Source organism: Mycolicibacterium novocastrense, from assembly GCF_001570485.1.
Taxonomy (GTDB): domain Bacteria; phylum Actinomycetota; class Actinomycetes; order Mycobacteriales; family Mycobacteriaceae; genus Mycobacterium; species Mycobacterium novocastrense.
The window spans coordinates 247,934-261,863 of the sequence record NZ_BCTA01000093.1 but is presented as its reverse complement, the minus strand read 5'-3'; the positions used below and the strand labels follow the sequence as shown (position 1 = coordinate 261,863).

General features: G+C 67.3%; 15 protein-coding genes. 12 read left to right on the top strand and 3 right to left on the bottom strand.

Annotated elements, in window-relative coordinates; genetic code table 11:
- Nucleotides 1-26 precede the first annotated feature (26 nt).
- A complete protein-coding gene (locus RMCN_RS28140) occupies nucleotides 27-1,427 on the top strand; it encodes a sugar porter family MFS transporter (protein WP_067396347.1) in 1,401 nt (466 codons plus the stop codon).
- Nucleotides 1,428-1,470: 43 nt separating this feature from the next.
- Nucleotides 1,471-2,613 (top strand): N-acetylglucosamine-6-phosphate deacetylase, encoded by a 1,143-nt coding sequence (nagA, locus tag RMCN_RS28135; RefSeq protein ID WP_067396191.1) that lies wholly within the window; start codon nucleotides 1,471-1,473, stop codon nucleotides 2,611-2,613.
- A gap of 4 nt (nucleotides 2,614-2,617) precedes the next feature.
- On the opposite strand, the gene RMCN_RS32170 is transcribed toward nagA, so the two are convergent.
- A complete protein-coding gene (locus RMCN_RS32170) occupies nucleotides 2,618-2,821 on the bottom strand; it encodes a hypothetical protein (RefSeq protein ID WP_067396188.1) in 204 nt (67 codons plus the stop codon).
- 231 nt (nucleotides 2,822-3,052) lie between these two features.
- On the opposite strand from RMCN_RS32170, the gene RMCN_RS28125 reads away from it, so the two are divergent.
- Both RMCN_RS28125 and RMCN_RS28120 read left to right on the top strand, forming a co-directional pair.
- Nucleotides 3,053-3,376, top strand: a complete 324-nt coding sequence (locus RMCN_RS28125; RefSeq protein WP_064413311.1) for an Rv1352/Rv1906c domain-containing protein — start codon at nucleotides 3,053-3,055, stop codon at nucleotides 3,374-3,376.
- A gap of 231 nt (nucleotides 3,377-3,607) precedes the next feature.
- Entirely contained in the window at nucleotides 3,608-4,663 is a 1,056-nt protein-coding gene (locus tag RMCN_RS28120; RefSeq protein WP_064413312.1) for a 3-deoxy-7-phosphoheptulonate synthase, read from the top strand.
- Nucleotides 4,664-4,676: 13 nt separating this feature from the next.
- Here RMCN_RS28120 and RMCN_RS28115 read toward each other — a convergent pair whose 3' ends face one another.
- Nucleotides 4,677-4,967 (bottom strand): WhiB family transcriptional regulator, encoded by a 291-nt coding sequence (locus RMCN_RS28115; RefSeq protein WP_064400598.1) that lies wholly within the window; start codon nucleotides 4,965-4,967, stop codon nucleotides 4,677-4,679.
- A 368-nt stretch (nucleotides 4,968-5,335) separates the two neighbouring features.
- On the opposite strand from RMCN_RS28115, the gene RMCN_RS28110 reads away from it, so the two are divergent.
- The 3 genes from RMCN_RS28110 (at nucleotide 5,336) to RMCN_RS28100 (ending at nucleotide 7,908) form a co-directional block, all read left to right on the top strand.
- Nucleotides 5,336-6,118, top strand: coding sequence for a hypothetical protein (locus RMCN_RS28110; protein ID WP_064413313.1), 783 nt, complete (start codon nucleotides 5,336-5,338; stop codon nucleotides 6,116-6,118).
- An 88-nt stretch (nucleotides 6,119-6,206) separates the two neighbouring features.
- Nucleotides 6,207-6,785, top strand: a complete 579-nt coding sequence (locus RMCN_RS28105; protein WP_064413314.1) for a sigma-70 family RNA polymerase sigma factor — start codon at nucleotides 6,207-6,209, stop codon at nucleotides 6,783-6,785.
- On the top strand, nucleotides 6,778-7,908 hold the full coding sequence (locus tag RMCN_RS28100; RefSeq protein ID WP_067396184.1) for an anti-sigma-D factor RsdA: 1,131 nt from the start codon (nucleotides 6,778-6,780) through the stop codon (nucleotides 7,906-7,908). Before RMCN_RS28105 ends, RMCN_RS28100 begins: the two co-directional genes overlap by 8 nt.
- Here RMCN_RS28100 and RMCN_RS28095 read toward each other — a convergent pair whose 3' ends face one another.
- Nucleotides 7,909-8,313, bottom strand: a complete 405-nt coding sequence (locus RMCN_RS28095) for a DUF5319 domain-containing protein (protein ID WP_064345682.1) — start codon at nucleotides 8,311-8,313, stop codon at nucleotides 7,909-7,911. It abuts the gene before it with no gap.
- Nucleotides 8,314-8,490: 177 nt separating this feature from the next.
- On the opposite strand from RMCN_RS28095, the gene guaB reads away from it, so the two are divergent.
- The 5 genes from guaB to phoU are packed head-to-tail and all read left to right on the top strand — an operon-like array spanning nucleotide 8,491 to nucleotide 13,926.
- A complete protein-coding gene (gene guaB / locus RMCN_RS28090) occupies nucleotides 8,491-10,044 on the top strand; it encodes an IMP dehydrogenase (RefSeq protein ID WP_064346000.1) in 1,554 nt (517 codons plus the stop codon).
- A gap of 56 nt (nucleotides 10,045-10,100) precedes the next feature.
- The gene (locus tag RMCN_RS28085; protein WP_201028996.1) at nucleotides 10,101-11,228 is read left to right on the top strand and encodes a GuaB3 family IMP dehydrogenase-related protein; all 1,128 of its coding nucleotides are present in this window, start codon (nucleotides 10,101-10,103) and stop codon (nucleotides 11,226-11,228) included.
- Between the two features lie 24 nt (nucleotides 11,229-11,252).
- On the top strand, nucleotides 11,253-11,459 hold the full coding sequence (locus tag RMCN_RS28080; RefSeq protein WP_067396174.1) for a zinc-ribbon domain-containing protein: 207 nt from the start codon (nucleotides 11,253-11,255) through the stop codon (nucleotides 11,457-11,459).
- A 41-nt stretch (nucleotides 11,460-11,500) separates the two neighbouring features.
- Nucleotides 11,501-13,237 (top strand): GMC oxidoreductase, encoded by a 1,737-nt coding sequence (locus RMCN_RS28075; protein WP_067396173.1) that lies wholly within the window; start codon nucleotides 11,501-11,503, stop codon nucleotides 13,235-13,237.
- Between the two features lie 29 nt (nucleotides 13,238-13,266).
- On the top strand, nucleotides 13,267-13,926 hold the full coding sequence (phoU, locus tag RMCN_RS28070; protein WP_064413319.1) for a phosphate signaling complex protein PhoU: 660 nt from the start codon (nucleotides 13,267-13,269) through the stop codon (nucleotides 13,924-13,926).
- The last annotated feature ends 4 nt before the right edge of the window (nucleotides 13,927-13,930 follow it).

Sequence of the window (13,930 nt, the reverse complement as noted above, 5' to 3'; positions counted from 1 at the left end):
AAGGATCAACCGTGGGCAACACCGCTATCCGGCGGTCCCCCCGCCTGGGACTGCTGGTGGCCATCGCGGCGGCCAGTGTCGGCGTCATCTACGGCTACGACCTCTCCAACATTGCCGGTGCGCTTCTGTTCATCACCGACGAGTTCGGGTTGACCACCCGGCAGCAGGAATTGGTGACCACAGCGATAGTCATCGGCCAGATCGCCGGGGCGGTCGGCGGCGGGATGCTCGCCAACGCCATTGGGCGCAAGAAGTCGATGGTGCTCGTCGCCGTCGCGTACGCGGCCTTCGCGCTTCTCAGCGCGTTGTCGGTGTCGGTGCCCATGCTGCTGGTGTCGCGCTTTCTGCTGGGCCTCACCATCGGTGTGTCGGTGGTGGTCGTGCCGGTGTTCGTCGCCGAATCAGCACCGGCGAAGTCCCGCGGTTCGCTGTTGGTCGCCTATCAGGTGGCCACGGTCGTCGGCATCATCATCGGCTACCTGGCCGCTTACTTCCTGGCCGGCTCGGGCAGCTGGCGGTGGATGCTCGGCCTGGCAGCGATACCGGCGGTGCTCGTCACGTTGCTGCTGGTGTGGATGCCAGACACCGCGCGGTGGTACATGCTCAAGGGTCGGGTCGACGAAGCCCGCCAAACGCTGCGCCGGGTCGAGGCGAGCGCCGACGTCGAGGCCGAACTCGCCGAAATCAGCCGCGCGCTCAAGGAGGAAACCGGGGGTGCCGTGCGCGAGATGCTCCGGCGGCCCTACCTTCGCGCCACGGTATTCGTGGTGGTGCTCGGTTTCTTCATCCAGATCACCGGCATCAACGCGATCGTCTATTACAGCCCCCGACTGTTCGAGGCCATGGGCTTCGAGGGAAACTTCGCACTGCTGATACTTCCAGCGCTGATTCAGGTAGCGGCCCTGGCAGCGGTGTTCGTTTCACTGATCCTGGTCGACCGTGTAGGTCGACGGCCGATTCTGCTGGGCGGCATCGCGATGATGGTCGCCGCCAACGCCGTGCTGATCGGCGTCTTCGTGGCCGGAACGGAGTTCGGTGGTGCGCTCACCACGATCGGGTTCCTCGGAGTGCTGCTGTTCACGATCGGGTTTACCTTCGGCTTCGGCGCGTTGGTTTGGGTTTACGCCGGTGAGAGCTTTCCCACTCGGCTCCGGTCGATGGGCTCAAGTGCGATGCTCACCTCCGATCTGGTGGCCAATGCCATCATCGCTGCCTTCTTCCTGACGATGCTCAATTCGCTGGGCGGTGGCGGGACATTTGCGCTGTTCGGTGCCTTCGCGCTGGCCGCGCTTGTATTCGTCTACCGATTCGCGCCGGAAACCAAGGGCCGCCAGCTCGAGGAGATCCGCCACTTTTGGGAAAACGGCGGGCGGTGGCCGGATGAAGCCGACGGCGCGGCCGAGGATCTCAACGCATTGAAACAATGACGGCGGACAAGCCGCGCGGGCTGCACAGGTTCATGGAGATGCGGTGACGCTCGTCGCCGCGGGGACCATCGTCCTGGAGGACCGGGTCTGCAAGCCGGGTTGGCTGGCCATCTCTGCCGGTCGAATCATCGACTGCGCGCCCGGCCCGCCGCCGCGGCCGCCTGACTATGACTTCGCGAATCACGTAGTGGTGCCCGGTTTCGTCGATATGCACGTGCACGGAGGCGGCGGTGCGTCCTACGCCGACGGCATCGGCTCACAGATCGAACAGGCAGCCGAGTTCCACCTGCGCCACGGCACCACCACGACAGTGGCCAGCCTGGTCACCGCATCACCCGAGGACCTCTTGCGCCAAGTGCGCGTGCTCACCGAGATGACTCGGCAAAAAACCGTCGCCGGAGTGCACTTGGAAGGCCCCTGGCTGAGTGCGGTCCGCTGCGGTGCACACGACGCAAGCCTGATGCGGAACCCGGACCCCGCCGAGATCGACGCTTTGCTCACTGCCGCGGACGGCACCATCCGGATGGTCACGCTGGCGCCCGAACTGCCGGGCAGTCAGGACGCCATCACCCGCCTTGCGGACGCGGATGTGGTCGTCGCCATCGGTCATACCGATGCCGGCTACGACGACGCGCAGCGTGCGATCGAATCGGGCGCGACCGTCGGTACCCACGTGTTCAACGCGATGCGGCCACTACACCATCGCGAACCGGGTCCGGCGTTGGCGCTGCTGGAAGACCCGCGGATCACAGTGGAGCTCATTGCCGACGGCGTGCACCTTCATCCCGCGCTCGTGCGGCAGGTCATCGAGACGGTCGGGCCCGATCGCGTCGCGCTGGTCACCGACGCGATGGCGGCAGCCGGACTGCCGGACGGCTCATTTCGAATGGGGGCCGTCGAGGTGGAGGTCACCGAGCGCGTCGCGCGCGTGCGCGGGACGTCGACGATAGCCGGCAGCACGACGACCATGGATAAGCTTTTCCGGACAGCGGTCGGCCAACTCGGTGGCTCGGATGAGGCGCTGGTGAAGGCGGCGCGGATGACGGCGACCACCCCGGCCCACGCGTTGAAGCTCGACCGTGTCGGCAGCCTACGCGTCGGTATGGATGCCAATTGTGTTGTGCTAGAGGAGGATCTACGTGTTCAGCAGGTGATGCGTAACGGTTCGTGGCTACTTCACTGTTAGCAGTTCAGGTGCTCGCCGCGCTCGGTTCGAGCTGTAGGGGATCGCCACCAACGCCGGCCCGGATGTCGTGGTCGCGGTGAATGGGATCGCGGAACCACCTGCGGGACAACGCTTCAACGCCGCGACGCTCGCCTTCGGTGAATTGGCGACCGACGGAGTCGTCGACTCGGCCCGTGGTGCTGACCACCGAGACCGCCGTCGCCGACATGCCGGAGGACCATGGGCATGGACACGGGTGCGGGCATCACGACTATCGCTGAGTAACAAAACGAAACACCACGGGTGGGCCAACCTTCGACGACCCGACGCGAGGGCACACCCTTGTACGGTGTGAACTCGAAATTTCGTACAAGGGTGCGCGCTGGGCCGGCAGAATTCCGCGTGCATCGCGATCCTGGGGCTTACGCTCCGAGAAGCCGACACGAGGTGGTGAGGACGTATGCCACATCTGTTCCGCGCGGCGGCCGCGGTGATCGCCGGCATGACCGCGATCGCGACTGCGCCACCGGTCGCGGCCGACCCGATGAACCCAATTCCGGGCAACGGGTTCTTCCTCGTCGGACCCGACATCGCGCCCGGCGTCTACAACACGGCCGGCTCCGCGTCGACCTGGGGCGAGTGGTTCACAAACAGCACACCGGATGCCAACAAGGACAACGTCGTCGCGACGAACATGTCGATCGGCCCGATGAACGCCAACATCAACTCGTCGGTGAAGGCCTTTGAATCGAGGAACTGCCAGCCCTGGAGACGGCTGACCTGACCCGACTTTTGGCAAACCTCCGGGCCCGGTATAACCTGGTCGGCGTGAACATCGCGACGCGCGCCGGCTATTGGCGCTTTATCGAGGCTCCGGGCGGAGCCGATAAAGCGCAGCGCTAAGCGACGCATCCACCCGGAGCCCAGGCAGTGACCACCAGGTCGCTGCCTTTCGTCATTCAAGGGCCCGGGGCTTTCACCGGGCGCCGACAAAATCTGAGAAAGGCACCCGAACATGAACCTGGCGCAGACCGCCACCCCGCCCGCCACCTCGGACCGGCGGGTCCGCGGTTTCAGCGAGATCCCCAGCCCGCACGAGGTGCTCACCGAATTCCCGCTGGGCGCCCGGCGTGCAGAGCGAGTGGTGCGTGACCGGGAGGAGATCGCCGACATTCTCGCGGGCCGCGACGATCGGCTGTTGGTGGTCGTGGGACCGTGCTCGGTGCACGACCCGTCGGCGGCGCTCGACTACGCCAGCCGCCTGGCCAAGGTGGCCGACGAACTCAGCGATCGCCTCAAGATCGTGATGCGGGTCTACTTCGAGAAGCCGCGAACCACGATCGGGTGGAAGGGCCTGATCAACGATCCGGGCATGGACGGCACCTTCGACGTCGCGCGCGGGCTGCGCATCGCGCGCCACCTGCTGCTCGACATCGTCGACATCGGCTTGCCGGTCGGATGCGAGTTCCTCGAACCGACCAGCCCGCAATACATCGCCGACGCCGTTGCGTGGGGTGCGATCGGTGCCAGGACCACCGAATCCCAGGTGCACCGCCAGCTGGCATCCGGGTTGTCGATGCCCGTCGGCTTCAAGAACGGCACCGACGGCAACATCCAGGTCGCGGTCGACGGGGTCAAGGCCGCCGCCGCGCCCCACGTCTTCTTCGGCATGGACGATCTCGGCCGCGGCGCGTTGGTCAACACCGCGGGTAACGAGGACTGCCACGTCATCCTGCGTGGCGGCACCCACGGGCCGAACTGCGACGCCGAAGCCATCCAGGCGACCGCAGCCAAGCTGACCGCCGCTGGGCTGCCCGGGCGCGTCGTAATCGACTGCAGCCACGCCAATTCCGGGAAGGATCACGTCCGTCAGGCGCAGGTTGCCGCGGAGGTGGCGCAGCTGGTGCGCGACGGCTTACCGGTCAGCGGGGTGATGCTCGAGAGCTTCCTCGTCGCCGGTGCGCAGGCCCCCGAATCCCGTCCCCTGACCTACGGGCAGTCGGTGACCGACAAGTGCATGGACTGGCCGACAACCGATTCGGTGCTGCACACACTTGCCGACCGCGGGTAGGTGCCCGCGGCCGTCAGGAGGCGCGCCGGATGCCGCGTTTGAGCAAAAGCTCGCGCTCGGACTCCGACAGCCCGCCCCAGATGCCGTAGGGCTCGCCGACGGCGAGGGCGTGTGCGCGGCACTGGGCGATCACCGGGCACTTGCGGCACATTTCCTTGGCGCGCATCTCGCGTTGCGCGCGGGCGCGGCCGCGTTCACCGTCGGGGTGAAAGAACATGGAGGAATCGACGCCTCGACAGAGCCCGGCCATCTGCCAATCCCAAATGTCGGCGTTGGGTCCGGGCAGTTGCTGCGGTTGTGGCATTGGAAACCCCTCTCTGCACACCCATTTCGGAAACGAACGGATGAGTGAGTTCAAAACCGATTCGAGCTCAAGTCGCCGATGACCACTCGTGGAGACAAAGTATGGGCGCTCACGAAATCTCGTCAATAGCCTGCCTATGTGCTTATTGACATAACCGCAGGCCAAGAATTTACCTCACGTTCATCATTGCGACGCACAGGCAACAGAACGGTGCTAAACGAACCGAACGCGGTGGACCGCGGAAACCATTTTTCCAGTTCGCGTCAATTTCCCGTTCGCGGGCAAACTCGGCCCACTTACATGCAAGTAACATTGCGACCACCAACTGTTAACCAATGCCGCGCCGCAATTGATACGGTCGCCACTCGATGTCCACAGAGACCGCTCTGGCCAGAGCCGCATTCGGTGACGATCCCGGCCGTTGGCCGTTGCCCGTCGCCGCCACCCCACACGAGTTGTGGTTGCGCGCCGTCGCCGCCGGCGGACAGGGCCGCTACGCCAGCGCTCGCGTCGACCTGGCGGCACTGGTCCGGGGCGCCGGACCCGAGCGGGCGTTGGCCCACAGCACCGAGGCGTCGTTTCTGCGTCAGCTCGGGTGGCACGCCAAGGCGCGGCGATGGGACGGTCGGGCACTGGCGCTGGCCGGATCGGACACCGAAGCGGCTGCGGACGCCTTGATCGGTCTGGCCGCCGACGCGTTGGGAGTCGGCCGGTTCGACGCGTCGACCCGCGCGCTGGGCCGTGCCGCCGAGCGGATGGCTGATACGGCGTCGCCGAGGCTGTGGGTTCGGCTGGGTTGGGTGTCGGCCGAATTGGCGATGGTCCGCGGCCGCGGCGAGGCCGCGGTCGGGCACGCGAAACGCGCCGTCGACGCCGCCGCGGACTTCGGTTCGGTCCGCCACGAGGTGAAGTCGTCGGTCGTGCTCGCCGCCGCCCTGTGCAGCGCGGGTGATCTGGCGGCCGCCCGGTCGGTGGCCGACGCGGCGCTCGACGACACACAGCGCTTCGGAATGGTTCCGCTGCAATGGGCGTTGGCCTGCTTGCTGGCCGACATCGGCAGCGCCGCGCATCCGACACTCGACATGGTGAAGATCCGCGACCATTGTGCCGATACAGTGCGTCGGCGGGGCGGCGTGTGGTCGGTGCGGTAACCGGGTCCACACGGAAGTGAAAGTTATTGTTTAGCTGACCGGCCTACCGGATCCGGTCCTGTTCGTAACGTTGGAGAGATCGCCCACGATGACATTTTCGGGAGAACGTCTCGATGCTGTCGTTGCTGAGGCCGTGGCAGGGAACCGGGACGCGCTCCGGGAGGTGCTGGAGACCATTCGTCCGATCGTTGTTCGGTACTGCCGGGCGAGGGTCGGGGCGACAGAGCGCAGTGGCCTCTCAGCCGACGACGTTGCGCAGGAGGTTTGCTTGGCCGCCATCACGGCGCTGCCGCGTTACAAGGATCAGGGACGACCGTTCTTGGCCTTCGTGTACGGCATTGCCGCCCACAAGGTTGCTGACGCGCATCGCGCAGCGGCCAGGAACCGATCCGACCCGACCGATGTCGTGCCGGAGCGGTTCTCGCTGGACGCCGGGCCCGAGCAGATGGCACTCGATGCCGAGGCGTCGGCGCGCATGAAGAAGCTTTTGGCGGTGCTCCCCGAGAAGCAGCGCGAGATCCTGATCCTGCGCATCGTCGTCGGAATGAGCGCCGAGGAGACCGCAGAGGCGGTCGGCAGCACCCCGGGCGCCGTCCGCGTCGCTCAGCACCGTGCGCTGGCGCGACTGAAGTCCGAGATCGTGGCGACGGGGCGTGACTATGCCTGACTTCGGACGCTGGACTTCCAACGGGGGAGACCCCTCGCTCAACGAGATCAACCGCACCGATCGGTTCCTCGATGCGCTGGCCACACAGCAGTCGGTGTATTCGACCGACCCCAGTGAGGCCGAACTGGCTCAGCTGCTGGCGGGCTGGCGCGACGAGGTCCGTGGTGCACCTCTGACCGCAACGGTCACACCGCGCGACGCGGTGCTCGCGCTTGACCGGGCCGCGGCATCGCGCCGCCGCACGCGCACGTCCCTGGCGGTCGTGGGGTCCGCCGCGGCCGCGGTGTTGTGCATCGGCGGGTTCGGTGCTGTGGTCGCCGGCGCCGGGCCGGGCGACTCGCTCTACGGCCTGCGCACCATGCTCTTCGGCGAGCAACAGGACACCCGCGACGACGCCGTCGTGCTGGCCGCGCAGACGCAGATGGCCGAGGTGCAGCAGCTGATCGATCAGGGTCAGTGGCAAGCCGCCCAGGACAAGCTCGAGACATTGACGACGACCGTGGCGACCGTGAACGACACTGTGCGCAAAGAAGAGTTGGTCACGCAGTGGCAGGAGCTGACGGTCAAGGTCGAGGCCCAGGACCCGGCGGCGACGCTGCCGCCGAACGCGCCGCCGCCGACCTTCCCCGAGGTCGTCGTGATTCCGAGTGACGGCGCGACCTCAACGGAGACCACTGCGCCGACGGACACCTCTGAGACATCCGCGCCGACCACACCGTCGACGTCGGCGCCGACTACATCTACACCGTCGACGTCGCCGTCCGGGACGCCCTCGCCGTCGGACTCGCCGACACCATCGACGTCGCCTACCGCTCTGCCGGGCGCCCCGCCGCCCACGGTGAGCGCCACGCCGCAGCCGACGACGGTTCCGGACTCGCCGACGGCGCTGCCCACACCATCGGCCACGCAACAGCCGACCCCGTCGGCGAGCGCACCGCTACCGACTCCGAGCACGCGAGTTCAGGTTCCGACACCGACGTCTGCACCCTCGGTGGTCGAGCAGCAGGAGGTTGAGCAACCGTCGGCCGCGCCGACGACGCAGCAACCGACAGTGGAGGCACCGGCACCGAGGATGGCCGTCACGACGGTGACCGTCCCGGACGCGGTCGAGGAGCCCAGCTAGTCAGCGGTAGCCGTCGGACTCCGACGTCGCCTCGTTGAGCGAGGCATCGGCGTAGCCGCGGCAGTAATCCCACGTCACGTAGGCATCGGGTTCGGGATCATATGCGGGCTCGTGGGGCCGCACCGTGCCGTCGACCAGCAGTTGCAGCAGGTTGGCGCGCAGCATGTCCCAGTCGTGATAGTGGTCCTGCTGGCATTCGTCGCAGCACACGACCAGCCCGCGGATGCCCCTGTGTGCCAGAAGCGCCTCGTACACCGCCAGATCGGCGAGATCGGCCTCGACCGCCGTCCGCTCCTGCGGGTCCAGCGGCTGGCCGGGCTCGAGCGCGTCGAGGGCAGCCGAAGGGTCGCACGGGTCATCGGCGAACGGGTCTGGTGGCAAACCCGGGGGCAGGTGGTCACGCACGAGTCCACACTACGCAGCGGGGCGGGGATAACGCTAGCCGTCACGCCCACGTCGTCGACGTATGAATAGTTGTGTGCGTCATGGCACGTGAGACGGGGATGCGGGCCCGCAGCCGATAGGATGGTTTCTCAGCTCGACGACAGTGTTCGGCTGCGTTTGTATCTGGAGGCCCCCGCCATGTCGATCGCCGAAAGCAGCATCCCCATCGCGGTGCCGGTGCCCACCGGCGGGGATGACCCGACGAAAGTCGCCATGCTCGGCCTGACCTTCGACGACGTGCTTCTGCTGCCCGCCGCCTCCGACGTGGTGCCCGCGACCGCCGACACCTCGAGCCAGTTGACGAGGAAGATCCGCCTCAAGGTGCCGCTGGTGAGTTCCGCGATGGACACCGTCACCGAGTCGCGCATGGCGATCGCGATGGCCCGTGCCGGCGGGATGGGCGTGCTGCACCGCAACCTCCCGGTGGCCGAGCAGGCCGGCCAGGTCGAGACGGTCAAACGGTCCGAGGCGGGCATGGTCACCGACCCGGTCACCTGCTCGCCGGACAACACGCTTGCCGAGGTCGACGCGATGTGCGCGCGGTTCCGGATCTCCGGGTTGCCCGTCGTCGACGACACCGGCGAGCTGGTCGGCATCATCACCAACCGCGACATGCGCTTCGAGGTGGACCAGTCCAAGCCGGTCTCCGAGGTCATGACCAAGGCCCCGCTCATCACCGCCCGCGAGGGCGTTTCGGCGGAGGCGGCGCTAGGCCTGTTGCGCCGCAACAAGATTGAGAAGCTCCCCATCGTCGACGGACACGGCAAGCTCACCGGGTTGATCACGGTCAAAGACTTCGTCAAGACCGAACAGTTCCCGTTGTCGACCAAGGACAAGGACGGCCGGCTGCTCGTCGGGGCGGCCGTCGGTGTCGGCGACGACGCCTGGACGCGGGCGATGACGCTGGTGGACGCGGGTGTCGACGTGCTGGTCGTGGACACCGCGCACGCGCACAACCGCGGTGTGCTGGACATGGTCAGCCGGGTCAAGGCCGCCGTCGGCGACCGGGTCGAGGTGATCGGCGGCAACGTCGCCACACGTGCCGCCGCGGCCGCGCTGGTGCAGGCCGGTGCCGACGCGGTGAAGGTCGGCGTGGGGCCCGGTTCGATCTGCACCACCCGCGTGGTGGCCGGCGTCGGCGCGCCGCAGATCACCGCGATCATGGAAGCCGTCGCGGCCTGCGCACCGTCGGGTGTGCCGGTCATCGCGGACGGTGGACTGCAGTATTCCGGCGACATCGCCAAGGCCCTGGCCGCCGGCGCGTCGACGACGATGCTGGGTTCGCTGCTCGCGGGCACCGCCGAGTCGCCCGGCGAGTTGATCTTCGTCAACGGCAAGCAGTTCAAGAGCTATCGCGGTATGGGGTCGCTCGGCGCGATGCAGGGCCGCGGTGCTGCGGGGGCGTTGCGCGGGTCCTACTCCAAGGACCGCTACTTCCAGGACGACGTGCTCAGCGAGGACAAGCTCGTGCCCGAGGGGATCGAGGGCCGGGTGCCGTTCCGCGGTCCGCTCGCGACGGTGATCCACCAACTCACCGGCGGGCTGCGCGCGGCGATGGGCTACACCGGGTCGGCGACTATCGAGCAGTTGCAGCTGGCCCAGTTCGTGCAGATCACTGCGGCGGGTCTCAAGGAGAGCCACCCGCACGACATCACGATGACGGTCGAGGCGCCGAACTACTACACCCGCTGACGAGCGCTTGCGCGAAGAACAGAACGTACTGACAGGAGAAACTGGCCATGCGAGACATGGTTGAGCTCGGCATGGGCAGAACCGCCCGCCGCACCTACGAACTCGACGACGTCAACATCGTGCCGTCGCGGCGCACCCGGTCGTCGCAGGACGTTTCCACGGCCTGGCAGCTGGACGCCTACCGGTTCGAGATCCCCGTGGTGGCCCACCCCACCGATGCGCTGGTGTCGCCGGAGTTCGCCATCGAGATGGGTCGGCTCGGCGGGCTCGGTGTGCTCAACGGCGAGGGGCTGATCGGTCGGCACGCTGACGTCGCAGCCAAGATCGCGCAGGTGATCGAGGCGGCCGAAAAAGAGCCGGAACCCTCGGCCGCGATCCGGCTGCTGCAGCAGTTCCACGCCGCCCCGCTGGACCCGGATCTGCTGGGCGCCTCCGTGGCGCGCATCCGCGAGGCCGGGGTGACGACGGCGGTGCGGGTCAGCCCGCAGAACGCCCGCGCGTTGACGCCGACACTGCTCGCCGCGGGGATCGACCTGCTGGTCATCCAGGGCACGATCATCTCCGCCGAGCGGGTGGCCTCCAACGGGGAACCGCTGAACCTCAAGACCTTCATCTCCGAACTCGACGTGCCCGTCGTCGCGGGCGGCGTCCTCGACCACCGCACCGCGCTGCACCTGATGCGGACCGGTGCGGCCGGCGTCATCGTCGGGTACGGCTCGACCAGCGGGGTCACCACCAGCGACGAGGTGCTCGGGATCAGCGTTCCGATGGCCACCGCGATCGCCGACGCCGCCGCCGCGCGCCGCGAATACCTCGACGAGACCGGCGGGCGCTACGTCCACGTCCTGGCCGACGGCGACATGCACACCTCCGGTGATCTGGCCAAAGCCATCGCCTGCGGCGCCGACGCGGTGGTGCTCGGAACACCGCTGGCCACGTCGGCCGAAGCTCTGGGCGAGGGCTGGTACTGGCCGGCCGCCGCCGCGCATCCGTCGCTGCCCCGCGGCGCGTTCCTGCAAATCGCGATGGGCGAGCGCCCGTCGCTGGAACAGGTGCTGACCGGACCGTCGGACGATCCGTTCGGCTCGCTGAACCTGGTCGGCGGGCTGCGACGCTCGATGGCCAAGGCCGGTTACTGCGACCTCAAGGAATTCCAGAAGGTCGGCCTGACCGTCGGGAGCTGAGTTTTTGCGCCTACGCTGGACGAGGTGTTCTTCTTCCTCTTCAGTTACGGCACCAAGCAGAAGCACCTCGGTGCGGGAGAGGTCCGAACCTGCCCACGCTGCCACAACACCACGCAATGGTCGCGAATCCGCGAGTTCAAACAGTTCTCGCTGTTCTTCATCCCGGTCGCACGGTGGAACCGTCGCCAGTTCGAGGTCTGCGGCATCTGCGGTACGGCCGTCGCGATCTGATCGGCTAGGAAGTTACCCCTCGGTAACGCCATACTGGACGCATGAAACCTGACTACGACGTCCTGGTGATCGGTTCGGGATTCGGCGGCAGCGTCACGGCGCTGCGGCTCACCGAAAAGGGCTACCGCGTCGGGGTGCTCGAAGCCGGCAGGCGCTTTGCCGACGAGGACTTCGCCAAGACCTCGTGGAATCTGCGCAAGTTCCTGTGGGCGCCGCAACTCGGCATGTACGGCATCCAGCGGATCCACCTGCTGCGCAACGTGATGATCCTGGCCGGTGCGGGGGTGGGCGGCGGATCGCTGAACTACGCCAACACGCTTTACGTACCGCCGGACCCGTTCTTCAACGACCCGCAGTGGAAGAACATCACCGACTGGCGCGCGGAGTTGATGCCGCACTACGACCAGGCGCAGCGCATGCTCGGCGTCGTCACCAACCCGACGTTCACCGACGCCGACCGCGTCGTCAAGCAGGTCGCCGAGGAGATGGGCGTCGGCGATACGTTCGTGCCGACGCCGGTGGGCGTCTTCTTCGGCCCCGACGGCACCAAGGCGCCCGGCGAAACCGTGCCCGATCCGTACTTCGGCGGTGCCGGGCCCGCGCGCAGGGGATGCATCGAGGTGGGCGAATGTATGACCGGCTGCCGGCACAACGCGAAGAACACGCTGGTCAAGAACTATCTCTACCTGGCCGAGAAGTTCGGGACAGAGATTCACCCGATGACCACGGTCACCGGTTTCGAGCAGCGCCCCGACGGGCTGTGGAATGTGCACACCGTCCGGACCGGTCGCTGGGTCCGCAAGCAGAAACGCACCTTCACCGCATCGCACGTCGTGCTGGCGGCCGGCACCTGGGGCACGCAGCGGCTACTGTTCAAGATGCGTGACAAGGGCAAGCTGCCCAAGCTGTCCGACAAGCTCGGCGTGCTGACCCGCACCAACTCCGAATCCATCGTCGGCGCTGGACGTTTCGAGGTGTCCGACGACCTCAACCTGACACACGGCGTGGCGATCACCTCGTCGTTCCACCCCACCTCGGACACCCACATCGAGCCCGTGCGCTACGGCAAGGGCTCCAACGCCATGGGCCTGTTGCAGACGCTGATGACCGACGGCGACGGCCCTGAAGGCTCGGACACGCCGCGGTGGAAGCAGCTGTTCATCAACGCGCGCAAGGACCCTCGCGGCACGCTTCGGCTGCTCAACGTCCGGCGGTGGAGCGAGCGCACGTTGATCGCTCTGGTCATGCAGCACCTCGACAATTCGATCACCACGTTCACCAAAAGGAACAAACTGGGGATCAGGCGCTATCTGAGCAAGCAGGGCCACGGGGCGCCCAATCCCACGTGGATCCCGGTCGGCAATCGGGTCACCCGCCGAATCGCCGAGAAGATCGACGGCGTCGCGGGCGGCACCTGGGGCGAGTTGTTCAACATCCCCCTCACCGCGCACTTCCTCGGCGGCGCCGCCATCGGCGACGATCCGCAGCACGGCGTCATCGACCCGTATCACCGGGTGTACGGCTATCCGACGCTCTCGGTGCACGACGGTGCGTCGATCTCGGCGAATCTCGGTGTCAATCCGTCACTTTCGATCACCGCCCAGGCCGAGCGCGCGGCGTCGCTGTGGCCGAACAAGGGGGAGCAGGACCTGCGACCGGAGCAGGGGCAGCCGTACCGTCGGTTGGAACCGGTTGCGCCGCAGAACCCGGTCGTTCCGGCCCACGCACCGGCGGCGCTGCGCTGGTTGCCGATCCAACCGGTCACCTCGGCCGGTTGAGAATCGACCGATCCGGGTAACTAAAGCCGGTGCGGACCGCGTATCAGGAGCAACTGGCCGCGCTGAGTGCCCAGCTCGGCGACATGTGCGGGCTGGCGGTCAGCGCGCTCGAACGCGCTACGCAGGCCCTGCTCGATGCCGATCTCTCGCTCGCGGAGCAGGTGATCGCCGACCATGAGCACATCATCGCGCTGAACCGGCGCGCCGAGGAGGCCGCGCTGCGGATCCTGGCGCTGCAGCAGCCCGTCGCCAGTGACCTGCGCACCGTGGTCGGCTCCATTCACATCGCCGCGGACATCGACCGGATGGGTGCGTTGGCGGCTCACGTGGCCGGCATCTCGCGGTTGCGCCACCCCGATTGCGCGCTGCCAACCGACGTGCGCGCGAGCTTCGCCGAAATGGGTGCGCGCGCGGTGCAACTGGCGAAGACGGCGCAGGAGGTGCTGCTGTCGCGGGATCCGGAGAAGGCCGCGCGGCTGCGCGACGAGGACGACGCCGTCGACGCCGAGCACCGGCACCTGTTCACGCTGCTGATCGACCACAAGTGGCAGGACGGGGTTTGTTCGGCAGTCGACGTCGCGCTGCTCGGCCGCTACTACGAACGGTTCGCCGACCACGCCGTCGAGATCGGCAAGCGCGTGGTGTTCGAGGCGACCGGCGGGCTGCCCGGTCACAAGCAGATGGCCTGACGTC